Source organism: Amycolatopsis sp. ATCC 39116 (genome assembly GCF_000231075.2).
Classification (GTDB): Bacteria; Actinomycetota; Actinomycetes; order Mycobacteriales; family Pseudonocardiaceae; genus Amycolatopsis_E; species Amycolatopsis_E tucumanensis.
The window spans coordinates 1-22,641 of sequence record NZ_AFWY03000052.1 but is presented as its reverse complement, the minus strand read 5'-3'; the positions used below and the strand labels follow the sequence as shown (position 1 = coordinate 22,641).

General features: G+C 72.4%; 23 protein-coding genes. 4 read left to right on the top strand and 19 right to left on the bottom strand.

What is annotated here, in order from left to right; genetic code table 11:
- The first annotated feature begins 148 nt into the window (after positions 1–148).
- Positions 149–1,111: an aldo/keto reductase gene (locus tag AMY39116_RS0334085; protein WP_235716267.1), complete on the top strand. Its 963-nt coding sequence runs from the start codon at positions 149–151 to the stop codon at positions 1,109–1,111.
- Here the strand turns inward: AMY39116_RS0334085 and AMY39116_RS0334080 are convergent.
- The 13 genes from AMY39116_RS0334080 to AMY39116_RS0334015 form a co-directional block, all read right to left on the bottom strand.
- The gene (locus AMY39116_RS0334080; protein ID WP_020422073.1) at positions 1,096–1,650 is read right to left on the bottom strand and encodes a hypothetical protein; all 555 of its coding nucleotides are present in this window, start codon (positions 1,648–1,650) and stop codon (positions 1,096–1,098) included. The two genes, AMY39116_RS0334085 and AMY39116_RS0334080, sit on opposite strands and share 16 nt — an antisense overlap.
- A gap of 207 nt (positions 1,651–1,857) precedes the next feature.
- Entirely contained in the window at positions 1,858–2,310 is a 453-nt protein-coding gene (locus AMY39116_RS0334075; protein ID WP_020422072.1) for a membrane protein, read from the bottom strand.
- Positions 2,307–3,074, bottom strand: a complete 768-nt coding sequence (gene dapB, locus AMY39116_RS0334070) for a 4-hydroxy-tetrahydrodipicolinate reductase (protein WP_020422071.1) — start codon at positions 3,072–3,074, stop codon at positions 2,307–2,309. Before dapB ends, AMY39116_RS0334075 begins: the two co-directional genes overlap by 4 nt.
- Positions 3,071–4,435, bottom strand: coding sequence for a pitrilysin family protein (locus AMY39116_RS0334065; RefSeq protein WP_020422070.1), 1,365 nt, complete (start codon positions 4,433–4,435; stop codon positions 3,071–3,073). Before AMY39116_RS0334065 ends, dapB begins: the two co-directional genes overlap by 4 nt.
- A gap of 81 nt (positions 4,436–4,516) precedes the next feature.
- Positions 4,517–6,769 carry a polyribonucleotide nucleotidyltransferase gene (locus AMY39116_RS0334060; protein WP_020422069.1) on the bottom strand — a complete coding sequence of 751 codons (2,253 nt, stop codon included), beginning with the start codon at positions 6,767–6,769 and terminating at the stop codon, positions 4,517–4,519.
- A gap of 215 nt (positions 6,770–6,984) precedes the next feature.
- Complete coding sequence (gene rpsO / locus AMY39116_RS0334055) at positions 6,985–7,254, bottom strand: 30S ribosomal protein S15 (protein WP_017981770.1); 270 nt, start codon at positions 7,252–7,254, stop codon at positions 6,985–6,987.
- Between the two features lie 114 nt (positions 7,255–7,368).
- Positions 7,369–7,872: an RNA 2',3'-cyclic phosphodiesterase gene (gene thpR / locus AMY39116_RS0334050; protein WP_020422068.1), complete on the bottom strand. Its 504-nt coding sequence runs from the start codon at positions 7,870–7,872 to the stop codon at positions 7,369–7,371.
- 3 nt (positions 7,873–7,875) lie between these two features.
- A complete protein-coding gene (locus AMY39116_RS0334045) occupies positions 7,876–8,355 on the bottom strand; it encodes a helix-turn-helix transcriptional regulator (protein WP_020422067.1) in 480 nt (159 codons plus the stop codon).
- Positions 8,356–8,471: 116 nt separating this feature from the next.
- On the bottom strand, positions 8,472–9,443 hold the full coding sequence (locus tag AMY39116_RS0334040) for a bifunctional riboflavin kinase/FAD synthetase (RefSeq protein WP_084506205.1): 972 nt from the start codon (positions 9,441–9,443) through the stop codon (positions 8,472–8,474).
- Between the two features lie 64 nt (positions 9,444–9,507).
- Positions 9,508–10,419 (bottom strand): tRNA pseudouridine(55) synthase TruB, encoded by a 912-nt coding sequence (gene truB, locus AMY39116_RS0334035; RefSeq protein WP_084506204.1) that lies wholly within the window; start codon positions 10,417–10,419, stop codon positions 9,508–9,510.
- A gap of 25 nt (positions 10,420–10,444) precedes the next feature.
- Positions 10,445–11,755 (bottom strand): nitrate/nitrite transporter, encoded by a 1,311-nt coding sequence (locus AMY39116_RS0334030; protein WP_027936466.1) that lies wholly within the window; start codon positions 11,753–11,755, stop codon positions 10,445–10,447.
- Between the two features lie 373 nt (positions 11,756–12,128).
- A complete protein-coding gene (locus tag AMY39116_RS0334020; RefSeq protein WP_020422062.1) occupies positions 12,129–13,451 on the bottom strand; it encodes an MATE family efflux transporter in 1,323 nt (440 codons plus the stop codon).
- A 792-nt stretch (positions 13,452–14,243) separates the two neighbouring features.
- Entirely contained in the window at positions 14,244–15,245 is a 1,002-nt protein-coding gene (locus AMY39116_RS0334015; protein ID WP_020422061.1) for a bifunctional oligoribonuclease/PAP phosphatase NrnA, read from the bottom strand.
- A 24-nt stretch (positions 15,246–15,269) separates the two neighbouring features.
- Between AMY39116_RS0334015 and AMY39116_RS0334010 the strand changes: the two genes are divergently transcribed.
- Together AMY39116_RS0334010 and AMY39116_RS0334005 are read left to right on the top strand one after the other, a co-directional pair.
- Positions 15,270–16,304: a TRM11 family methyltransferase gene (locus AMY39116_RS0334010; RefSeq protein ID WP_020422060.1), complete on the top strand. Its 1,035-nt coding sequence runs from the start codon at positions 15,270–15,272 to the stop codon at positions 16,302–16,304.
- An 84-nt stretch (positions 16,305–16,388) separates the two neighbouring features.
- On the top strand, positions 16,389–17,552 hold the full coding sequence (locus AMY39116_RS0334005; protein ID WP_020422059.1) for an MFS transporter: 1,164 nt from the start codon (positions 16,389–16,391) through the stop codon (positions 17,550–17,552).
- Between the two features lie 15 nt (positions 17,553–17,567).
- Here AMY39116_RS0334005 and AMY39116_RS45770 read toward each other — a convergent pair whose 3' ends face one another.
- A complete protein-coding gene (locus AMY39116_RS45770; protein WP_202961478.1) occupies positions 17,568–17,849 on the bottom strand; it encodes a transposase in 282 nt (93 codons plus the stop codon).
- A 7-nt stretch (positions 17,850–17,856) separates the two neighbouring features.
- Positions 17,857–18,552, bottom strand: a complete 696-nt coding sequence (locus tag AMY39116_RS0334000) for an SDR family oxidoreductase (RefSeq protein WP_020422058.1) — start codon at positions 18,550–18,552, stop codon at positions 17,857–17,859.
- Between the two features lie 85 nt (positions 18,553–18,637).
- Here AMY39116_RS0334000 and AMY39116_RS0333995 point away from each other — a divergent pair, with 85 nt between their 5' ends.
- The gene (locus AMY39116_RS0333995; RefSeq protein ID WP_020422057.1) at positions 18,638–19,186 is read left to right on the top strand and encodes a TetR/AcrR family transcriptional regulator; all 549 of its coding nucleotides are present in this window, start codon (positions 18,638–18,640) and stop codon (positions 19,184–19,186) included.
- Here the strand turns inward: AMY39116_RS0333995 and AMY39116_RS0333990 are convergent.
- The 4 genes from AMY39116_RS0333990 to infB all read right to left on the bottom strand — a co-directional run.
- Positions 19,174–19,557 carry a hypothetical protein gene (locus AMY39116_RS0333990; RefSeq protein ID WP_020422056.1) on the bottom strand — a complete coding sequence of 128 codons (384 nt, stop codon included), beginning with the start codon at positions 19,555–19,557 and terminating at the stop codon, positions 19,174–19,176. The two genes, AMY39116_RS0333995 and AMY39116_RS0333990, sit on opposite strands and share 13 nt — an antisense overlap.
- 211 nt (positions 19,558–19,768) lie before the next feature.
- A complete protein-coding gene (gene rbfA / locus AMY39116_RS0333985) occupies positions 19,769–20,230 on the bottom strand; it encodes a 30S ribosome-binding factor RbfA (protein ID WP_020422055.1) in 462 nt (153 codons plus the stop codon).
- 12 nt (positions 20,231–20,242) lie between these two features.
- Complete coding sequence (locus AMY39116_RS0333980) at positions 20,243–20,536, bottom strand: DUF503 domain-containing protein (RefSeq protein ID WP_020422054.1); 294 nt, start codon at positions 20,534–20,536, stop codon at positions 20,243–20,245.
- Positions 20,537–20,603: 67 nt separating this feature from the next.
- Positions 20,604–22,641, bottom strand: a 2,038-nt coding sequence (gene infB, locus AMY39116_RS0333975) for a translation initiation factor IF-2 (protein WP_020422053.1), incomplete at its 5' end; no start/stop codon positions are given.

Genomic DNA, 22,641 nt, shown 5'->3' with positions numbered 1-22,641 from the left:
GGTCGCGGGCCGGCCGCCGCTTACCCCGGGCACCGGCCCTACGGCACGACCTCGTCGAAGTTCCCGGCGGAGGCGGGTGTCGACCGGCCGCGAGTGAGTTTGGCGCCACACGTGCCGGAGGCGGCTGCGTTCCGACAAAGTGGACCGCATGAGATACCGGCTTTTCGGGCGCACCGGGCTGCGCGTGGCGGAGATGTTCCTCGGGGCGATGGCGCTGCAGGAACCGGACGAGGCGCGGCGGGTGGTCAAGGCCTACGCCGACGCCGGGGGCAACGTGATCGACACGGCCTCGGCGTACGCGGAGAGCGAGAACGTGCTGGGCGAGGTGCTGACCGACCGCGACCGGTTCGTGCTGGCCACCAAGTACACGCTGACGCGGGATCCGCACGACCCGAACGCCGGGGGCAGCCACCGCAAGAACCTGGTCGCGTCCCTGGAGCGCAGCCTGCGGCGGCTGCGCACCGACTACGTCGACATCCTGTGGGTGCACACGTGGGACCCGCACACGCCGGTCGCCGAGACGCTGCGTGCGCTGGACGACCTGGTGCGGGCCGGGAAGGTCAGGTACCTCGGGGTGTCCGACACGCCCGCGTGGGTGGTGAGCCGGGCCGACGTGCTGGCGGAGTGGCGCGGGTGGACGCCGTTCGCCGGGGTGCAGGTGCCCTACAGCCTGCTGAACCGCGACATCGAGCGCGACGTGCTGCCGATGGCCGAGCAGCTGGGGCTGACCGTCGCGGCGTGGGGCGTCCTGGAGCACGGCGCGCTGACCGGGTCCAGCCGGGTCGGTTCGCCGTCGCCGGAGCAGCAGCGGGTGGCGGCGGCGGTGCGCGCGGTGGCGGACGAGCTGGGTGTCACGCCGGCACAGGTGGCGATCGCGTGGTCGCGGGCGCGGTCGGCGGTCGTGCACCCGCTGATCGGGTTCCGGACGGCGGACCGGGTCGCGGAGAGCGTCGCCGCCCTGGACGTGACGCTGCCCCCGGAAGCGGTGGCGAAGCTGGAGGCGGCGGCGCCGTTCGAGCCGGGCCCGTTCGCCGACTTCGTGAACCAGTCGGCGGCCAGCGCCGGGGTGTTCGGCCACGGCGAGGTGGTGGCGCGTCAGCTGCGGGAGTGAGGCAGCTCGGCGACGGCGGCGACGGTCCAGTGCGCCGGTTTCGGCGCCTCGCCGGGCGGCAGGCCCAGGATCCAGGTCAGCACGGCCGATGCCTTGGCGTGGGTGCCGAGCAGTCCCCACTGGTTGAGGCGGACACCGGCGTCCGCCTCGTAGCCGTGGCACAGCCACGAGTGCACGTCCATCAGGTCGAAGTCCGCGCCGATGATCTCGAAGCCACGCAGGACGGCGCGCTCCGGCATCGGCGCTTGCTGTAGGAGTTGGGCCAGCGGTTCCGCCTTGGCCGGGTCCAGCTCGCCGCGGACCGCCTCGACGAGCGCCGCGGCGTCGCGGCGGGTGAAGCCGATCGCCAGCAGGTGCCCGTCGAACCGCGCCGCCGCGGCCGGGTCGGCGTGCCAGGCCCAGAACTCCGGGCCGTGGTCGACACCGGTGAGGCACCTGCTCAGGCTGATGAACGACTCCGGCAACCACCGCGATTGCCACCCTTCCCGCGCGGGACGCGGGACGGCCAGGTAGCCCGCGAGCAGGAGTTCGTCGTCCACCCGCACAGTGTCGCAGCGCCCGCACCGGGTTCGCGACGGATTAAGGATCAGCGCCCGGGGGTCCCGGTTCTCTGGGCGGTTGCCATCCACCGGTCGGCGAGCGTGCCGCGCTGCGCGAACCGCCTCGGGCGTGGGTTCGCGTTGCGCGTGCGCCAACCGGCACCGCCGCCAGTCCTCCGAGTGCACGCACCGCGGGCGCGGCACCACCTAACGCGCGGCCTCCGCCGCTTCCAGGTCCAGCGCCTTGCGCATCGTGGCGCGGGCGCGGCGCCGGTCGCCCGCCAGGTCGTACGCGTGCGCCAACCGGTACCAGTACCGCCAGTCCTCGGGGTGCTGCTCCAGCTCCGCGCGGCGCTCCTCGAACCACGCGTCCGCCGCGGCGCGGTCCACCCGGCCGGACGGGCGGCGCGGCAGGTCGTCGACGTCCGGCAGCCCGCCCTCGGCGTCCAGCCGTCGCGCCAGGTGCTGGATCCGCGTGCCGGACCGCCAGGTGGCGACGACCATCCACAGCCCCAGCAGCGGCAGCACGAGCACGCCGACACCGAGCGCGATGCCCACGCCGGTGCCGGTCGCGATCAGCTCCACCCCGCGCGCCCCGAGCAGCACCAGGTAGACCACCAGCGCGGCGGTCATCACCAGTGCGACGTTGCGGGCCTTCACAGGTCGAGCACGTTCTCGAGGCCGACGGTCAGGCCGGGACGGCCCAGCACCTCCCGCACCCCGAGCAGCACACCGGGCATGAACGAGGTCCGGTCCATCGAGTCGTGCCGGATGGTGAGCGTCTCGCCCTCCTGGCCGAACAGGATCTCCTCGTGCGCCACCAGCCCGGGCAGCCGCACCGAGTGCACGTGCACGTCCTCGACCCGCGCGCCGCGGGCGCCGTCCAGTTCGCTCGTCGTCGCGTCCGCGCCCGGCTTCAGCCCGGCCTCGCGGCGCGCCTCCGAGATCAGCCGCGCCGTGTGGGCCGCCGTGCCGGACGGGGCGTCCGCCTTGCGGTTGTGGTGCAGCTCGATGACCTCGACCGACTCGTAGAACCGGGCCGCCTGCTGCGCGAACCGCATCGCGAGCACCGCGCCGAGCGCAAAGTTCGGCGCGATCAGCACCCCGACCTCCGGCTTGCCCGCCAGCCACGAGCGCACCGTCTCCAGCCGCTCCTCGCTGAACCCGGTGGTGCCGACGACCGCGTGCAACCCGTTGCCCACCAGGAACTCCAGGTTGCCCATCACCGCGTCCGGGTGGGTGAAGTCGACGACCACCTCCGCGCCGGCCTCGGTCAGCGCGGTCAGGTCGTCGCCCGCGTCCAGCTTCGCCACGACCGTCATGTCGGGCGCGCCCCCGGCGGCCTTGACCACCTGCGCACCCATCCGTCCCTGGGCGCCCAGCACGCCGACCCGGATCGGGTTGTCCTCGCCGCGGGGGTTCATTTCGCGATCACCTCGTGCAGATCTTCCGGTAGGTCCTGCTCGGAAGCGTACGGCCCGACCACCGCGGCGGCGGTGACCCCTCCCGGCGTCCCGAACAGGGTGCGGGCCAGCTCACACACCTCCTCGGTGGTCACCGCGGCGATCCGCTCCACCGACTCGTCGACGGTGAGGTGCACGCCGTAGTTGAGCTCCTGCTTGCCGATGCGCGACATCCGCGACGCGGTGTCCTCCAGGCCCAGCACGATCCCGCCGCGCAGCTGCCCCTTGGCGCGCGCGACCTCGGCGTCGGTGAAGCCGTCCTTGCCGACCTGCCCGAGCACGTCCCGCAGCACCGCCGACACCTCGCCCAGCCGCTCCGGCTGGCAGCCCGCGTAGACGGAGAAGTGGCCGGTGTCGGCGTAGGTCGCCACCGACGAGTACACCTGGTAGGCCAGGCCGCGCTGTTCGCGCACCTCCTGGAACAGCCGCGAGCTCATCCCGCCGCCGAGCGCGGCGTTGAGCACCGACAGCGCGTACCGGCGCTCATCGTGCCGCGACAGCGCCTTCATGCCGAGCATGACGTGCGCCTGCTCGGTGTCGTCGCTGTGCAGCACCAGCCGCCGCTCCGCGGCCACCCGCGCCTTGCCCGCGCGCGGCGGCACCGGGGTGTCCGAACCGGACAGACGACCGCGCAACGCCTTGCGCGCCAGGCGGAGCACCTGCGCGTGCTCGACGTTGCCCGCCACCGCGAGCACCATCTTCGGCAGCGTGTAGCGCCGCCGGTAGAACCCACGCAGGCCGCTCGCCGACATGCCGGTGATCGACTCGGTGGTGCCCAGCACCGGGCGCGCCAGCGGGTGCGAACCCAGGACCGTGGTGACGAACGTGTCGTGCAGCAGGTCCTCGGGATCGTCGTCGCGCATGGCGATCTCCTCGAGCACCACGCTGCGTTCCGTGTCCACATCGGACTCTGCGCAGAGCGCCTCGAAGACCACGTCGGTGACCAGGTCCATCGCCAGCGGCAGGTCCTCGTCGAGCACCTGCGCGTAGTAGCAGGTGTGCTCCTTCGCGGTGAACGCGTTCAGCTCACCGCCGACCGCGTCGATCTCCTCGGCGATCTGCACCGCGGACCGGTTGGTGGTGCCCTTGAACAGCAGGTGCTCCAGGTAGTGCGCCGCACCGGCCACCTTCGGCGGCTCGTCGCGCGAGCCGACCCCGACCCACAGGCCGACGGTCGCCGACCGCACTCCCGGCACGTGCTCGGTGACCACCCGCAGCCCGCCCGGCAGCACGGTGCGCTTCACAACCTGGCCGTTCGCCCCGGTCTCGAGCGTCCGCGTGGTGCCCGCGGCCTGCTCGTGCCCGGCAATCTGTCGCGCCATCGAATCCCAACACTCGTGCGGGAACACGGAAAACGGCCCGCCCCGCCCGGGGACGGGCCGTTTCCCGGCTACCGCTTCGTCCTACTTGGCGTCGGCCTCGGCGCCCTCGGCGGGAGCCTCCTCGGCCTTCTTCTCGCCCTCTTCCTCGTCCTTGACGAGGACCAGGCTGATCTTGCCGCGGTTGTCGATGTCGGCGATCTCGACGCGGAGCTTGTCGCCCACGTTGACCACGTCCTCGACCTTGCCGATGCGCTTGCCGTTGCCCAGCTTCGAGATGTGGATCAGGCCGTCCTTGCCCGGCAGCAGCGAGACGAACGCGCCGAACGCGGCCGTCTTCACCACGGTGCCCAGGAAGCGCTCGCCCACCTTCGGCAGCTGCGGGTTCGCGATGGCGTTGATCTTGCTGATCGCGGCCTCCGCGGACGGGCCGTCGGCCGCACCCACGTAGATCGTGCCGTCGTCCTCGATCGAGATGTCGGCGCCGGTCTCCTCGGTGATCGAGTTGATCATCTTGCCCTTCGGCCCGATGACCTCGCCGATCTTGTCGACCGGGATCTTCACGCTCGTGACGCGCGGGGCGTACGGGCTCATCTCGTCCGGGGAGTCGATGGCCTCGGCCAGCACGTCGAGGATGGTCAGCCGGGCGTCCTTGGCCTGGTTCAGCGCGCCAGCCAGGACGTCCGACGGGATGCCGTCGAGCTTGGTGTCCAGCTGCAGCGCGGTGATGAAGTCCTTGGTGCCGGCGACCTTGAAGTCCATGTCACCGAAGGCGTCCTCGGCGCCGAGGATGTCGGTCAGCGCGACGTAGCGCGTCTCCCCATCCACTTCATCGGACACCAGGCCCATCGCGATGCCCGCGACCGGCGCCTTCAGCGGCACACCGGCGTTGAGCAGCGACATCGTCGAGGCGCACACCGAGCCCATCGAGGTGGACCCGTTCGAGCCCAGCGCCTCCGACACCTGCCGGATGGCGTAGGGGAACTCGTCCCGCTTCGGCAGCACCGGCACCAGCGCGCGCTCGGCCAGCATGCCGTGGCCGATCTCGCGCCGCTTGGGCGAGCCGACGCGGCCGGTCTCGCCGGTGGAGAACGGCGGGAAGTTGTAGTGGTGCAGGTACCGCTTCGTCGTCTCCGGCGACAGCGAGTCGATCTGCTGCTCCATGCGCAGCATGTTCAGCGTGGTGACACCCAGGATCTGGGTCTCGCCGCGCTCGAACAGCGCCGAACCGTGGGCCCGCGGGATGATCGCGACCTCGGCCGCCAGCTGGCGGATGTCGGTGAGGCCGCGGCCGTCGATGCGGACCTTGTCGCGCAGGATGCGCTGGCGGATCAGCTTCTTGGTCAGCGCCCGGAACGCGGCGCCGATCTCCTTGTCGCGGCCCTCGAAGGCCTCGCCCTCGCCGAGGCCGACCTTGGCCAGCACGGCGGCCTTGACCTCGTCGGTGGCGTTCTCGCGCTCCTGCTTGCCCGCGATGGTCAGCGCCTTGGCCAGGTCCTCGCTCGCGATCGCGGCGACCGCGTCGTAGGCGTCCTGCTGGTAAGCGGGGAACACCGGGAAGTCGCCGGTCGGCTTGGCGGCCGCGTCGGCGAGCTTCTGCTGCGCCTCGCACAGCACGCGGATGAACGGCTTGGCGGCGGCCAGGCCCTCGGCCACGGCCTGCTCGGTCGGCGCCGGGGCGCCGCCCGCGATCAGGTCGAGCGTGTTCTCGGTGCCCTCGGCCTCGACCATCATGATCGCGACGTCGTCACCGACGACACGGCCTGCGACGACCATGTTGAAGGTCGCCTGCTCCAGCTGCGACCAGGTCGGGAACGCGACCCACTGGCCCTCGATCAGCGCGACGCGGACGCCGCCGATCGGGCCGGAGAACGGCAGGCCGCCGATCTGGGTCGAGGCCGACGCGGCGTTGATCGCCAGCACGTCGTAGGGGTCCTCGGGGTGCAGGCTCTGCACCGTGACGACGATCTGGATCTCGTTGCGCAGGCCGTCCGCGAACGACGGGCGCAGCGGCCGGTCGATCAGGCGGCAGGTCAGGATCGCGTCGGTGGAGGGACGGCCCTCGCGGCGGAAGAACGCGCCCGGGATCCGGCCCGCGGCGTACATCCGCTCCTCGACGTCCACCGTCAGCGGGAAGAAGTCGAAGTGCTCCTTCGGCTGCTTGGAGGCGGTGGTCGCCGACAGCAGCATCGTCTCTTCGTCCAGGTAGGCCACGACAGCGCCGGCGGCCTGCCGGGCGAGCCTGCCCGTCTCGAAGCGGATCGTGCGCGTGCCGTACTTGCCGTTGTCGATGACGGCCTCGGCCTCGTGCACGACGGGTCCGCTTGCTTCGGTCATGTGTAGTTGACTCCTCGTTCGTTCGGGCAGCAGTGCGCCCCGCCCGTGCGGGGCGGCGTCCGAGGAACGAGCCGGTCTTCGATCGAAGCCAACGGGACTCTCCCGTAAGCCACTACCGAGGACCGGCGTCCTTGCCCTCGAGCGCCTGCCCTTCCTCTTTCGTACTTCGTATGGACCGAGGGGGAGCGACCGTGGTCACTCCCCCTCGGATCACGTCATCGGCGCAAGCCGAGTCGCTGGATCAGCGACCGGTAGCGTTCGATGTCCACCTTCATCACGTAGTTGAGCAGCCGGCGACGACGGCCGACCAGCAGCAACAGGCCGCGACGGGAGTGGTGGTCGTGCTTGTGCACCTTGAGATGCTCGGTGAGACCGATGATCCGCTTGGTGAGCAGCGCGACCTGGGCCTCCGGGGACCCGGTGTCGGACTCGTGCAGACCGTACTCGGTCAGAATCGACTTCTTCTCGTCGGTGGACAGCGCCACTGAGTTCTCTCCTCTGTGTTGTTCTGTGCCGTGAGGCCCGCTGGACGCGGGTAGTCGGTCGCGGCCGCCACGGACTGCAGCCGGACCCGGTGGTTCAGGGTATCAGGGAGCGCACTACCTGGCCTGCTGGGACAGCGGGAACCGCTCGACCACCACGTATCGCACGCCGTCGGCGCTCCGCTGCGACCGCATCAGCACCGCCTCCGCGGCCGTCCACATCTCGCTGCGGTAGCCGGACAGCCGCCGCTCCAGTTCCACCGGCACCCGCTCGCGCGTGCGCGCCAGCGTCAGGTGCGGCAGGTAGGCACGGCCCTCGTCGCCGGCTCCGGCGGCGAGACCGAGTTCGGTGATCCCTTCGCCGTACACCCCGAGGTAGAGGACCCGGGTGAACGTGCCCGCACCTTCCAACCAGATCCGGGGCGCCGGCATTCCCGCCAGCCGCGGCCGCAGCCAGTCCGCCCTGGCCCCGGCGTCGTCCTCGCCGTAGAAACCCAGCGTGACGTGCCAGTTGTCCGGCGAACTCCACCGCACGCCGTCCAGCCGCGGCAGCCCGGCGACCTCGGCGGTCAGGGTCTCGACCACGGCGGCGGGCGGCAGGACCGCGGAGAACAGCACCACGGGTCAGCCCTGTTGCCCGGCGCGGCGGAGCAGGTCGGCCAGCGCCGGGAAGTCGTCGTCGAGCCGCTTGGCCGCCTCGATCAGGTCCTCGTCCTCGGCGATGTCCCGCAGCGCGGACAGCACCGCGCGCTCCTCGGACAGCGCGTTGACCGGGAAGGTGTCGCGGCCGACCGTCGGCCGCGCGTCCCGCACGTCCTCCAGCGCGGCCATCAGGGCTTCCTTGTGGCCCGCGGCGACCTCGGGGATCAGGCACTTGCGCTCGAGCATGATCATCCGCGCGAGCACGACCGGGTTGCCGATCTTGGCGCGGCGGCCGCTCATCACCTGGCTCAGCATCGGGGCGCTGATGCCCAGCACCTCGGCCAGGTAGGCCTGCGAGACGTCGAACGCGACGACGAGACGGCGCACCCGGTCGCCCAGCGGCTCGCCGTACCACTCCCGCTGGAGGGCGATGTTCCGCTGGACGATCTTGTGGTCATCCACGTGCTGTGCTCCCTGCTCTCCCCGGACAGACCTGGCCGCGCCGGACCCAATCTTGCCAGGTGGGATCGGGCGGGCGAGGCGGAATCACCCGACGATTCGCAATCGCACCGGCGCGGTCAGCTGCCGGTGCCGAGGATGGCGCGGGTGCGGCTGACGTCGTCGGCGATCTGCTCGACCAGGTCGTCGACGCTGGTGAACTTCACCATGTCGCGCAGGCGGCCGACGAAGTCCAGCGCCACGTGCTGGCCGTAGAAGTCCTCGTCCACGTCGAGCACGAACGCCTCGACGGTGCGCTCGCGGCCGGAGAACGTCGGGTTGGTGCCGACCGAGACCGCCGCGGGCAGCAGGCGGCCGGGCTGGTTGTCGCGGACGAACCAGCAGGCGTAGACGCCGTCGGCGGGCACCGCGGCGAACCGCGGCGTGGACAGGTTCGCGGTCGGGTAGCCCAGGTCGTGCCCGCGGCCGTCGCCGCGGACCACGATGCCCTCCAGCCGGTGCGGGCGGCCCAGCGCGTCGGCCGCGGCGACCACGTCGCCCGCGTCGATGCACGAGCGGACGTAGGTCGACGAGAAGGTGATCTCGCCGACGTCCGCGGTCTCGCCGTCGGCGGTGGATCCGCCCTGCAGCTCGGCGCCGTAGGTGGCGAATCCGAAGCGGCGGCCCAGGTCCTTGAGCAGGGCCACGTCGCCGGCGGCCTTGTGCCCGAAGGTGAAGTTCTCCCCCACCACCACGGCGGCCGCGTGCAGCCGGTCGACCAGCACCTCGTGCACGAACTCGTGCGCGGTCAGCCGGGACAGCTCGGCGGTGAACGGCAGCACGCACAGCACGTCGATGCCGAGCTGCTCGACCAGCTCCGCCTTGCGGCGCAGCGTGGTCAGCTGCGCCGGGTGGCTCCCCGGCCGGATGACCTCGGACGGGTGCGGGTCGAACGTCAGCATCACGCTGGGCAGGTTGCGGTTCTTGGCCACCTCGACCGTCCTGGCGATCAGCGCCTGGTGCCCGCGGTGCACCCCGTCGAACACGCCGATCGTGACCACGCACCGTCCCCAGCCGCCGGGGAGATCAGCAAGCCCTCGCCACCTCTGCACGCATGCAGCGTACTGCCGCGCGAAGCGCGTCCGTCGAGGGTGGTGGTGGGGAAGCGGCCGGCCTCTAGGCCGGAGCCAGGACGACTACTGAGCGGGCCACGCCGCCCGCGTCCACCGCGAGAGCGAGCACTTGGCCGTCCGGGTCGAACACGCCGTAGGTGCCTTCGATGCCCGAAGCGCGGACCTGCTGTCCATACCGGACAGCCCGGGCGGTCGCCGCATCGACGTCATAACGCGGGAAGGCGGCGCCGACGGCCTCGTTGAGGTCGAACGACAGCTCCGGCTTCTCCTCCAGCTGCTCCAGCGTGCGCGCCGCGGCGATGCCGAACGGGCCGACGGTGGTGCGGCGCAACGCGGCGAGGTGACCGCCCACGCCGAGTGCCGCGCCGAGGTCGCGGGCCAGCGCCCGCACGTAGGTGCCCGACGAGCACTCGACGACCGCGTCCAGCTCGATGCGGTCGGCGACGCGGCGGGTGGCGAGCAGGTCGAACCGGTACACGGTGACCGGCCGCGGCTTGAGCGCGACTTCTTCACCCGCACGCACGCGCGCGTACGCCCGCTTGCCGGCGATCTTCACCGCGCTCACCGCGCTCGGGACCTGCTGGATCTCCCCGGTGAGCGCGGCGATCCCGGACGCGATCGCCTCGTCGGTGACGGCGGCCAGCGCGTCCGGGTCCGCGGTGGAGGTGTGCTCGCCCTCGGCGTCGTCGGTGGTGGTCGAGACGCCGAGGGCCAGCGTGGCGAGGTAGGTCTTGCGGTCCAGCGCGAGGTGGCCCAGCAGCTTGGTCGCCCGCTCGACGCCCAGCACCAGCACGCCGGTGGCCATCGGGTCGAGCGTGCCGGCGTGCCCGACCTTGCGGGTGCCCATGATCCGGCGCACCCGCGCCACCACGTCGTGGGAGGTCATGCCCGGTGGTTTGTCCACCACGAGCAGGCCGGGCGGGGGCGCGGGGCGTCGAGTCTTCGGCTGGGACACGGCTGGAAACCTTACGGGCGAGCCGTCACGCGGCCGCCGGGACCTTCCGGGTGGGCGCGTCCCACACGTGGCGGCGGACCTGCACCGGCACGTGCTCGCCCCGCTCCTGCGCGGCGAACAGCTCCGCGCGGGCGCGCAGCCACCACACCAGCATGCGGAACGTGCCCAGCACGAGCACCGCGACGACGGCCAGCAGCGCGAGCCGGAACTGGCCGCCGGTGAGCTGCAGCAGCACGCCGACCGCCAGAGCGGTGAGCGTGGTGGCGACGAAGCCGCCGACGTTGACCACGCCGGTCGCTGTGCCCACGCGGGACAGCGGGTTGTAGTCGCGGGCCAGTGCGAACCCGATCATCGACGCCGGGCCGCCCAGTGACAGGAACGCGAACGCGGGCACCAGCACGCCGACCGGGATCTGGCCCGGCCAGCTCAGCAGCAGGGCCCAGACCGCTGCGGCGCCGGCGAGGTAGCCGAGCACCAGCGGCATCCGGGTGCCGGGGCGGGCGGAGATGAGGCTGCCGACCAGCGGGCCGCCGATCATCGAGCCGAACACGAACACGGTCAGCAGCGCGCTGGCGGTCGCGGCCGGGTGGCCCTGGCCCTGCACCAGGAACGGCACGCCCCACAGCAGGGTCAGCACGTTCGGGGCGAACATCGTCGAGAAGTGCACCCAGAAGCCGAGGCGGGTGCCGGGGACGCGCCACGCCGTGCGGACCTGGCGGGCCAGCTGGCGCGCGTCGACCGGGCCGGCCTTCGGGGTGGCGCCGGCCGGGGTGTCGCGGACGCGGCCCGCGACGACGGCCGAGTAGATCGCGGTGATCAGGCCGGCGGCGAGGAACGTCGGGGTCCAGCCGGGGCCGGCGAGCAGCAGGGTGAGCGGGACGGTCGCGGCGAGGTTGCCGAGGAAGCCGATCGCCGTGGTGAAGCTGGTGACCACGGCGTACTGGCGGCCCGGGAAGTGCGCGGCGATCAGGCGCAGCACGCTGACGAAGGTGAGCGCGTCACCGAAGCCGAGCACGCCGCGCGCGAGCAGGCCCAGCGCGTAGGTGTCCGCGATGGCGACGAGGACCTGGCCGAGGCCGAGGAAGATCAGCGCGGCGGTGAGGACCTTGCGCGGCCCGAAGCGGTCGACGAGGACGCCGGTGGGGATCTGCATCGCGGCGTAGACGCCGACCTGCAGGACGGTGAACGTGGAAAGCGCGGCGGCGCCGACCCCGAACCGGTCGGCGGCTTCCAGCCCGGCGACCCCGAACGAGGTGCGATGGAAGACGGAGAGGAGGTAGACGATGGCGGCGGTGAACCAGATGAACCACGACCGGCGGCTGGCCTTGCCGATCACGGGTGCCTGCTGCGGCGGCACGAAGGATTCCTCCCGAAGCGGAGTAGGCGACAACGACACGGGGACGCCCGCATCGCCGTCCCGATAGTTGTATCGCCTATGCAAGGCTGAAACTTACCTGTTACCGGGGTGTTTTCAGCCACACGGCGCAGCGATTCGCGGCCCCGGAGCCACCCCCACGACACGCCCGCAGCGCGGCGTTCGGCGGGGGCCAGCGGGCGGCAGGGGCGATCGTTCACGCCACCGTCGCGCACTGCCGCGCGGAGGCGGTGCACCCGTCCAGCACCGGCAGCCGGCCCGCGGCCGCGCGTGCCGGGCCGGCCGACCGCGCGAACCGCACGCACGGCCCCGACCCGGAGCCGGAGCAGCGGCGTCAGCGGACCACGCCGACCACGGTCCAGCCGTCCGAGCGCCAGCGGGCCACCACCGCGGCCAGGCGCAGCACCATGAACAGCGACAGGCCGGTCCAGATGCCGGTCAGGCCCCAGCCGAAGCCGAGCGAGGCCCAGATCAGCGGCAGGAACCCGAGCGCGGCGCTGACGAGCGTCGCGGTGCGGAGGAAGGCCGCGTCGCCCGCGCCGAGCAGCACCCCGTCCAGCGCGAACACCACGCCCGCGATCGGTTGCAGCGCCACGAAGAACCACCAGGCGTGCGGCACCTCGCCGAGCACCCCCGGGTCGGAGGTGAACGCGTGCGGCAGCACCTGCGACACCGCCGCGAACACCACGCCGAGCACGCAGCCCATGATCAGCCCGTAGCGCGTGATCTGCCCGGCCACGCCCCGCGCCTGCCGCGCCGAGCCCGCCCCCAGTGCCGCCCCGACCAGCGACTGGGCCGCGATCGCGACGGAGTCCAGCACGAGGGAGAGGAACGTCCACAGCTGCAGCACGATCTGGTGCGCGCCGACGGCCGCGGTCGAGGTGCGGGCCGCCACCGCGGCGGCGGAGACGAAGCACGCCTGGAAGGCGAGACTGCGCAGCACCAGGTCCCGGCCGAGGCCGAGCTGCGCGCGCATCACCTTCGGGTGCGGCTTGAGCGACACCTTCTCGGCCACGAGGGCCCGCAGGAACAGCCCGGCGCTGATCACCTGGGCGACGACGTTCGCGACGGCAGACCCTTCGAGCCCCCAGTCCGCGACGTAGACCAGCAGCGGGCAGAGGACCGCGGAGATCCCGTTGCCCGCCAGGACGTACCGCAGCGGGCGGACCGCGTCCTGCACGCCGCGCATCCAGCCGTTGCCCGCCATGGTGATCAGGATCAGCGGCGCCCCGAACAACGCGATGCGCAGCCAGGACACGGCCGCCGCGGCGACCTCGTCACTGCCGGACAGGACACGGGCGACCGGGCCCGCGAGCAGCTGCCCGGCGCCGAGCACGACCAGGCCGACGAGGATCGCCAGCCAGGTCGCCTGGACGCCTTCGCTGACCGCCTCCGCGCGACGGCCGGCGCCGTGCAGGCGGGCGGTGCGGGAAGTGGTGCCGTAAGACAGGAACGTCAGCTGGGTCGAGACCTGGGCCAGCACGACCCCGCCCACGGCGAGCCCGGCCAGCGGAAGGGCCCCCAGGTGCCCGACGACGGCCGTGTCGACCAGGACGTACAACGGCTCGGCCGCGAGGACCCCCAGCGCCGGGACCGCCAGGCCCAGCACGCGCCTGGCGGGCACCTTCTCCCCGGCGGTTTCCACGGTTTCGGACACGAGGGCAGGTTAACCGGGGGCACCGACAAGATCGGCCGCGCGGCCGTGGCCAGGCCGGGGGGTGGGTGCTGCGCTGCTGGAGGGGCGGCAGCTCCCGGAGGGGCGGCAGCTCCCGGAGGGGCGGCAGCTCCCGGAGGGGCGGCAGCTCCCGGAGGGGCGGCAGCTCCCGGAGGGGCTGCAGCTCCCGGAGGGGCGGTGGCTTCCGGGGGCGGCGATGGCTTCCGGGCGGGGCGGCAGCTCCCGGGGCGGCAGCTCCCGGGGCGGCAGCTCCCGGAGGGGGCGATGGCTTCCGGGCGGGGCGGTAACTCCCGGGGCGGTAGCTCCCTCCGGAGGCGGCAGCGTTCGGCAGAGGCGGCAGTGCCCGGGGACCGCCGCTCGCGGCGGTCCCCGCGAGCGGCGTTGGGGTCGCAGGGCCGTGGCGGCATGGCCGGGGCTCCCGCCGGCCGGCTTCGCAGCACCTCCCCTCCGGAAGGGAGTGGGCGGCAGCTCCCCGGAAGGCCCACCACTCGCGGTGAAGGGCCGCTCCGCGGCGCGGGACCACCCCATCACTCCAGACTGCCGGGCCACCAGCTGAGCCAACCGCCCGCCGCTCCACGGCGCGGGACCGCCCCATCACGCCAGACTGCCGGGCCACCAGCTGAGCCAACTGCCCGCCGCTCCGCGGCGCGGGACCGCCCGGTCACGTCAGACTGACGAGGCTGCCTGCCGCTTCGCGGCGCCGCGAAGCGGCAGGGATGGCAAGCCTGGCCGAGGCTCCCACAGCGAACCGTCCGGCTCCCCGGCAGACCCGCGTCAGCCCAGCAGCGGCGCCTCCTCCAGCGCGCGCCTCACCATGGCCAGGCCCTCCTCCGCCGTGCCGTGGATCGTGCAGCCGGCCGCCAGCCGGTGGCCTCCGCCGCCCAGGCTGCGCGCCGCCTGAGAGACGTCGATCTTGCCGATCGCCCGGAACGACACCGACCACTCCCCCGGCGCCTGCTCCTTCAGCACCACCGCGACCTCGGCCTCGCGCGTCGAGCGGATCACGTCCACCACGCCCTCGACCTCCTCCAGCCGCACCGTGGCGGCCACGTCGGCGGTCACCACGGCGTGCACGAGCCCGAAGCCCTGCGCCGACTCCGGCTCCAGCCGCGCCGACGCCAGCACGGTCGACAGCATCGGCAGCCACGCGAACGGGTGGTCGTCGATGATCTCCCGCGCGAGCCGGTCCGGGTCGACCCCCGCCTCCAGCAGCCGGGCCGCCGCGCGGTGGGTCGACGGCCGCGCCCGCCGGAAGCCACCCGTGTCGGTGACCAGCCCCGCGTACAGGCAGCGCGCGATCGGCTCGTCCAGCGCCACCCCCAGCTCGTCCAGCAACGCCAGCACCAGCACCGCGGTCGCCTCGGCGGTGTCGTCGACCAGGTGCACCGAGCCGTACCGCAGGTTCGACGCGTGGTGGTCGACCACGAGCACCTCGCCCCCGGCCGCACGCGTCGCGTCCACCCGGTCGGCCAGCGACCCCAGCCGCGCGGGGCTCGGCGTGTCCAGGCAGATCAGCAACCCCGCCGACGGCGGCACCTCCTCGGCGGGCACGAACAGGTTGTCGGCGTCCAGGCCGCGCAGGCTTTCCGGCACCTCGGCGGGCTCGGCGAAGGACACGCGCACGGTCGCGCCCCGCTGGTAGAGCGCGCGGCCGAGGGCCAGCGCGCTGCCGAGCGCGTCGGCGTCCGGGCGGACGTGGGCCAGCAGGGTGACGTCGGTCGCTTCGCGCAGCAGCCCTGCGGCGCGCGGGAAGTCGAGCTGGGCGGAGGTGCTCATGCGGGCAAGCTACGCTTTTTCCCGATGTTCGACTACGGGATCCTCCTCTACCCCGGCGCCAACCGCGTCTACGCCGACGCCTCCGCCGGTCTGCTGCGCGCCGAACTGACCGTGTTCGGCGAGGCACTGCGCACGCCGCCGGCCGAGATTGGCGAGCGCCGGATCGGTGGCGTCACCTACGTCACGTTCACCACCGCGGAGCCGCTGTCCGAAGAGGACCTGCGGCTGCTGTCGAACCTCTCGTCGCTGTACGCGCTGTTCGAGTTCAGCGGCGACCTGCTGCGCCCGCTGGAGATCGCGCCGCTGGACAAGCTCGACTCCGACCTGCTGACCATCCAGAAGTACCCGGGCAAGACCAACGAGCTGTTCACCAAGCTGCTGCTCAACGTCACGCTGCTGTCCCGGTCCCGGCCCACCGAGTTCCTGGACCGGCCGCTGCACGTGGTCGACCCGTTGTGCGGCCGCGGAACCACGCTCAACCAGGCCATGATGTACGGCCTGGACGCGACCGGGCTGGACGTCGACAAGCGGGATTTCGAGGCCTACGAACGGTTCATCAAGACCTGGCTGCGGCAGAAGCGCGTCAAGCACAACGCCGACTCCGGCCCGCTGCGGCGGCACAAGCACCGCCTCGGGCAGCGCCTGGAGATCTCCTACGCGCTGGACAAGGATCGCTGGAAGGCCGGCGACGCGCGCCATGTCACGTTCTTCAACGCCGACACCCTCACCACGGACGAGCTGCTCAAGGCAGGTTCGGCGGACGTCGTGGTGGCCGACGCGCCCTACGGGGTCCAGCACGGCAGCCACCAGCCCGACGAGCTCGCGCGCAGCCCGCGGGACCTGCTGGCCGCCGCCGTGCCGGTGTGGGCGCGGGTGCTCAAGCCGGGCGGCGCGCTGGGCCTGAGCTGGAACACGCACGTCGCCAAGCGCGACGAGATCGCCGGGATCCTCGGCCGGGCCGGCCTGGAAGTTCGCTCCGGCGGGCCGTGGGAGGGGTTCGAGCACCGGGTGGACCAGGCGATCCTGCGGGACCTGATCGTCGCGAGGAAACCCGCCTGACCCCGGCGCGGAAAAGCGGTGGCGCCCCGCTCCCGTCCCGTGTAGAAGTCACGCACAACGGGGGACATGGGAGGAATCGGACACATGCCGCTCTGGCTGATCGCGCTGGCCGGCGCGGCGCTGGTGTACTACACCGACGACTACGTCATCGCGGGGGTCCTCCCCGAGATCGCCACCGATCTGGGCGTCACAGTCGGCGCGGCCGGGCAGCTGGTGACGGTGTTCTCGGTGACCGTCGCGGTGGCGGCGCCGGTCATGGCGCTCCTCACCGCCCGCACCCGGCCCAAGGTGGTGCTCACCGGCGCGGCCGCGGTGTTCACCGCGGCCAACCTGCTCGCCGCGCTCACGCCCTCCTTCGCGGTGCTGCTGCTGGCCCGCGTCGTCGCCGCGGCGGCGGCCGGTGCGGCGACCCCGTCGTTGTTCTCGCTCGCGGCCCGGTTGTCGCCGCCGGAGAAGCTCGGCCGGTACGTGGCGGCCGTGGCGCTGGGTGTCACCGGAGCGGTGGCGATCGGCGTCCCGCTGGGCACCTGGCTCAGCGCGCTCGGCGGGTGGCGCGCGACCTTCACCGCGCTGGCCGTGGCCGGGCTCGCCACGGTGGCCGCCTTCACCGCCACCCTGCCTTCGGACACCACGGCAGGCCCGGCGATGGCCTGGCGGGACCGGATCCGCGGTCTCGGCGCGCCACCGGTTTCCCTGGGACTGGCCGCGAACGTCGTGCTGATGTTCGGGTCGATGATGCTGCTCACCTACCTGGCGCCGTTCACCGCCGGCCTGTCCAATGTGGACATAGCGTCCCGCGGCGCATTGTTCGCGGTGTCCGGTGCCGCCGGAATGGCCGGCATCTGGGCGGGCGGACGCGCCACCGACCGGTGGGGCCCCGACCGCACGCTGGCGATCGGCGTCGGGGTGTTCATCGCGGTGATGGTCGTCTTCGGGGTGCTGTGGTCGCTCCGCCCGGTGCCGGTGTGGGTGCTGTGGCCCTTGGTGGCGCTGTGGGGCGGTGCGGCGTTCTGGAACTCGCCCGCGGTCCAGGCGCGGCTGCACCGGCTGGCCGGCGAGGCCTCGGCGCCGGCGCTGGCGATGAACACCTCCGGCACCTACCTCGGGGTGGCGGTCGGCGGTGCCGTCGGTGGCGGCGTGATCGGCCTCGGCGGGACCGGGGCGCTGCCCTGGTCGGCGGCGGCCGCCGGCCTGGCCGCGCTCGCGCTGTTCCGCCTCGCCGCCACCCGGGCGCCGGCGACCGTCTAGGAAGTGTCCGGTAAGTCATCGGAGCCGGAGGATGATGGCGGCAATGGTGAGTTCGGCTTGGAAGTAGGCGGCGCGTTTGGCGTAGCGGGTAGCCAGGTCGCGGAACTGTTTGAGCCGGGTGAAACAGCGTTCGACCACGTTGCGCCGCTTGTAGGCCTCAAAGTCGAAGGCGGGTGGGCGCCCGCCGCGCGAACCTCTGGCGGCGCGGCGAGCGATCTGATCCCTCGCACGACCGCGCCGCCGGCCAACCCACCACCCGATCCCTGACCGCCTACGACCACTGACCGAGTTACGCATAACTCGTCTAGCCGGGCACCACCTGCTCGGCCGGTTCGCCCGTCGCGGCCATGCCCCACAGCGTTTCGGCGAGGTCGGCCGGGTCGATGCGGTCCGGGTCGAACCCGCGGCGCGCCTCCACCGAGGCGTCGAACAGCTTCTCGGCGTCGCTGCCGCGGATGAGCGATCCGATGGTGATCGCGGCGGCGGTGACGCCCGTGCCGGCGAGGTCGGCCCGCAGCGCGAACACGTAGTTGCGCAGCGCCGCCTGAGGCGTGCCCGCGCCGGCGAGCATCGGCTCCGGGGTCTTCGCCGACGAGCCGAACCCGTAGAGCAACGCGCCCGAGCCGCGCTCCAGCATGCCCGGCAGCAGCCGCCGGGTCAGCGACAGCGGCGCCAGCACCACGCTCTCGAACCCCGACCGCAGGGTCTCGATGTCGAGGTCGCGCACCGGCTTCAGCAGCGCCAGGTCCAGCGACCCGTTGATCACCGCCACGTCCACCCGGCCGATGTCGGCCAGCAGCCGCTCGTGCGCGGCGAGGTCGGTCATGTCGGCCGGAAACGCCCGTGCCGCAACACCTTCCGCGGACAGTTCGTCCACGAAGGACGACAGCCGGTCCGCGCTGCGCGCCACGAGCGAGACCTGGTAGCCCTCCTTGCCGAACCGGCGGGCCGTCGTCAGTCCCATGCCGGGCCCGGCGCCGAAGATCGCGAGTGTCCTCATGTCGATTGCCTCCCAGATAAGTTGAGGTTCCCCTCAAGTTGTATCTCAAATTGAGGCAACCCTCAAGTTTCTTATACTGGGAAGCGTGAGCCGTCCCCTCCGCCGTGACGCCCAGCGCAACCGCGAACTGCTGGTCGCGGCCGCGCGCGAGGTGTTCGGCGAGAAGGGCCTGGACGCGCCGCTGGAGGAGATCGCACGCCGGGCGGGGGTGTCGATCGGGACGCTCTACAACCGGTTCCCCACGCGCACGGACCTGGTCGAGGCCGCGTTCAGCGGCATGCTCGACCGCTGGGCGGGCGAAGCCGAGCAGGCGCTGGCGGCCGAGGACCCGTGGGACGGCCTGGTCCAACTGATCGTGCGCACCTGCGAACTGCAGTCGGTGGATCGCGGGATGACCGAGATCTGCACCAGCGACCTGCCCGGGGCGCCGGGGCTGCGGGCTGCCCGGGAGCGGGTCGGCGAGGTGTTCGAGAAGGTGCTGGAACGCGCGCACGGGGCCGGGGTGCTGCGCCCGGACTTCGGCCTGGCGGACCTGGCGTTCGCCATCGCCGCCACCACGCAGGCGGCGCCGCTCGGCGACTGGCGCCGCCATCTGACGTTCCTGCTGGACGGGATCCGGCCTCAGGACACCTGAGCGGCGGGCACCACGCCGAACTTGCGGGTCACGAAGCACCAGAACAGCGGCACGGCCTCGTCGACGGGGCGCTCGTCCGCCTCACCGTCGGCGCCCACGTGCTCGACGCGCACGCGGCCGGGCGAAACGGCGGAACGCCGCGACCACGGCCCGGACACCACGACCGCGCCCCACGGCGCCCGCGGCACCGGCCGGTCGACCACGATCAGGTCACCCAGCGAGGTCGTGCCGAGCAGGACGGTGTTCGCGGCGAGCACGCTGTCCACGACCTCGGACATGGGGCGGTAGACCGGCCGCGCGTCGGCGAGCCGGTGGAACTCCGCGGCGATCTCGGACCAGGGCCGGGAGCGGAACGGGTACAGCCATCCCATCGACCTCACGCGGACCCCCTCAGATCGCGTCGCAGCGGCAGTGCTGCGGCAATCCAAGCACCGCGGGTCAAGAGGGGGCGGGACTCACTCCCAGTCGCCACCGCGGCGTAGCGGCAACCCAGACACCGCAGGCCAAGCCAGGCAGGACTACTGCTCGTCGCCATCGCGGCGTAGCGGCAACCCAGACACCGCAGGCCAAGGCCCGGCGGGATTACTCCTCGTCGGAGTCGTCCTCGTCGGCTTCGCGGGGCTGCTTGTACGGGTCCGGGTCGCCGGCGTGCTGCGCGGCGGCCGCGCGCCGGGCCAGTTCGGCGTCGGCCTCGCGCGCCTTCGCCAGCAGGTCCTCGATGTGCCGGGCCTCGTCCGGGATGGTGTCCGCGACAAAGGTCAGCGTCGGCGTGAACCGAACCCCCGTGCCCTGGCCGACGCGGCTGCGCAGCACGCCCCGCGCCGACTCCAGCGCGGCGGCCGCGCCCGGGAAGTCCGGCTTCGAGTCGAGGTTCTCCCCCAGCACCGTGTAGTACACGGTCGCGTCGTGCAGGTCCGCGGTGATCTTCGCGTCGGTGATCGTCACGTTCTTCAACCGCGGGTCCTTGATCTCGTGCTCGATCGCCGACGCCACGATCTGCGAGATCCGCTTGGACAGCCTGCGGGCGCGAGCCGGATCGGCCATCACGCACTCCCCTTAGTCTTCTGGCCCGAGCAGGCGGCGGTGGGTGGAGAGCAGCTCCAACTCGGGGCGCTGCGCCACCAGCCGTTCACAGCCGTCGAGCACGTCACGAACATGTTCACCGTCGGCCGCCACCACCGCCACCCCGATCAGGGCCCTGCGGTGCAGGTCGAGGTGACCGGCCTCGGCGACCGACACCTCGAACCTGCGGCGCACCTCGGCGATCAGCGGCCGCACCAGCGACCGCTTCTGCTTCAGCGAATGGACGTCGCCGAACAGGACGTCGAGCTCGAGCGCACCTACGTACATCGGTTCCCTGTCCCAGGTGAGGACGCGGGGCCGGTCACCAGACCGGCCCCGCGCACCACTACCCGACTCAGACGCGCGGCTTCTCGCGCTGCTCGTAGGTCTCGATGACGTCGTCGACCTTGATGTCGCTGTAGGACCCGAGCGTCAGACCGCACTCGTAGCCCTCGCGGACCTCGACCACGTCGTCCTTGAACCGCCGCAGCGAGCTGACCGGCAGGTTCTCGGCGACGACCACGTTGTCCCGCAGGAGACGCGCCTTCGCGTTGCGGCGGATCTCCCCGGACTGCACGAGGCAACCGGCGATGGTGCCGAACTTGGAGGACTTGAAGACCTCCCGGACCTCGGCGCGGCCCAGCTCGACCTCTTCGTACTCCGGCTTGAGCATGCCCTTGAGGGCCTGCTCGATCTCGTCGATCGCCTGGTAGATCACCGTGTAGTACCGGACGTCGACGCCCTCGCGGTTGGCCCGCTCGGTCGCCTTGCCCTCGGCCCGCACGTTGAAGCCCAGGACGATCGCGTCGGAGGCCGTCGCCAGGTCGATGTCGCTCTCGGTGACACCACCGACGCCGCGGTGGACCACGTTCAGCTCGACCTCGTCGCCGACGTCCAGCTGCATGAGCGACGCTTCCAGGGCCTCGACCGTACCGGAGTTGTCACCCTTGATGATCAGGTTGAGGCTGTTGGTCTCCTTCAGCGCGGAGTCCAGGTCCTCCAGGCTGACGCGCTTGCGCTTCGCGGCGTTCTGCGCGTTGCGGATGCGCGCCTGGCGGCGCTCGGCGATCTGCCGGGCCACCCGGTCCTCCTCGACGACGAGGAACGTGTCGCCCGCGCCAGGCACCGACGTGAAGCCGATGACCTGGACCGGACGCGAGGGCAGCGCCTCGGTGACGTCCTCGTTGTACTCGTCGACCATCCGCCGCACGCGGCCGTACGCGTCGCCGGCGACGACCGAGTCGCCGACCCGCAGGGTGCCGCGCTGGACCAGCACGGTGGCCACCGGGCCGCGGCCGCGGTCGAGGTGCGCCTCGATCGCGACACCCTGGGCCGGCATGTCCGGGTTGGCCCGGAGGTCCAGGGTGGCGTCCGCGGTCAGCAGGATCGCCTCGAGCAGCCCGTCGATGTTGATGTTCTCGCGGGCGGAGATGTCGACGAACATGGTGTCGCCGCCGTACTCCTCGGCCACGAGGTTGTACTCGGTGAGCTGCTGCCGGATCTTGTCCGGGTTCGCGCCTTCCTTGTCGATCTTGTTGACCGCGACCACGATCGGCGCCTTGGCCGCCTGGGCGTGGTTGATCGCCTCCACCGTCTGCGGCATGACGCCGTCGTCCGCGGCGACCACGATCACCGCGATGTCGGTGGAGTTCGCACCACGGGCACGCATGGCGGTGAACGCCTCGTGACCCGGGGTGTCGATGAAGGTGATCAGGCGCGGGTTGCCCTCGAGCTCGGTCTCGACCTGGTAGGCGCCGATGTGCTGGGTGATGCCGCCGGCCTCCCGCTCGTGCACCCGCGTCTTGCGGATGGTGTCGAGCAGGCGGGTCTTACCGTGGTCGACGTGACCCATGACGGTCACCACCGGCGGGCGGACCTGCAGGTCCTCCTCGCCGCCCTCGTCCTCACCGTAGGTGATGTCGAAGGTCTCCAGCAGCTCGCGGTCCTCCTCCTCGGGGGAGACGACCTGGACGTTGTAGTTCATCTCCGAGCCGAGGAGCTCCAGCACCTCGTCCGAGACGGACTGCGTCGCGGTGACCATCTCACCCAGGTGGAACAGCACCTGCACCAGCGAGGCCGGGTTCGCGTCGATCTTCTCCGCGAAGTCGGTCAGCGAGGCGCCGCGCGGCAGCCGGATGGTCTCGCCGCTGCCCTTGGGCAGCCGGATGCCACCGACCGACGGCGCCTGCATGTTCTCCATGTACTCCTGGCGCTTCTGCCGCTTCGACTTGCGGCCCTTGCGCGAGGGTCCACCCGGACGGCCGAAGGCACCGGCCGTGCCGCCGCGGCCACCGCCGCCGCCACGACCGCCGCCGCCACCGCGGAAGCCACCACCGGCGGGGGCGCCACCGCCGCCACCGGGGCGGAAACCGCCGCCGCCACCGCCGCCGCCG

Coding starts and splice junctions, on each gene's coding strand:
- AMY39116_RS0334085 (WP_235716267.1), top strand. CDS start 149: ATGAGATACCGGCTTTTCGGGCGCACCGGGCTGCGCGTGGCGGAGATG.
- dapB (WP_020422071.1), bottom strand. CDS start 3,074: ATGAACCCCCGCGGCGAGGACAACCCGATCCGGGTCGGCGTGCTGGGC.
- AMY39116_RS0334065 (WP_020422070.1), bottom strand. CDS start 4,435: ATGGCGCGACAGATTGCCGGGCACGAGCAGGCCGCGGGCACCACGCGG.
- AMY39116_RS0334060 (WP_020422069.1), bottom strand. CDS start 6,769: ATGACCGAAGCAAGCGGACCCGTCGTGCACGAGGCCGAGGCCGTCATC.
- AMY39116_RS0334015 (WP_020422061.1), bottom strand. CDS start 15,245: ATGAGCACCTCCGCCCAGCTCGACTTCCCGCGCGCCGCAGGGCTGCTG.
- AMY39116_RS0334010 (WP_020422060.1), top strand. CDS start 15,270: ATGTTCGACTACGGGATCCTCCTCTACCCCGGCGCCAACCGCGTCTAC.
- AMY39116_RS0334005 (WP_020422059.1), top strand. CDS start 16,389: ATGCCGCTCTGGCTGATCGCGCTGGCCGGCGCGGCGCTGGTGTACTAC.
- AMY39116_RS45770 (WP_202961478.1), bottom strand. CDS start 17,849: ATGCGTAACTCGGTCAGTGGTCGTAGGCGGTCAGGGATCGGGTGGTGG.
- AMY39116_RS0334000 (WP_020422058.1), bottom strand. CDS start 18,552: ATGAGGACACTCGCGATCTTCGGCGCCGGGCCCGGCATGGGACTGACG.
- AMY39116_RS0333990 (WP_020422056.1), bottom strand. CDS start 19,557: ATGGGATGGCTGTACCCGTTCCGCTCCCGGCCCTGGTCCGAGATCGCC.
- rbfA (WP_020422055.1), bottom strand. CDS start 20,230: ATGGCCGATCCGGCTCGCGCCCGCAGGCTGTCCAAGCGGATCTCGCAG.
- AMY39116_RS0333980 (WP_020422054.1), bottom strand. CDS start 20,536: ATGTACGTAGGTGCGCTCGAGCTCGACGTCCTGTTCGGCGACGTCCAT.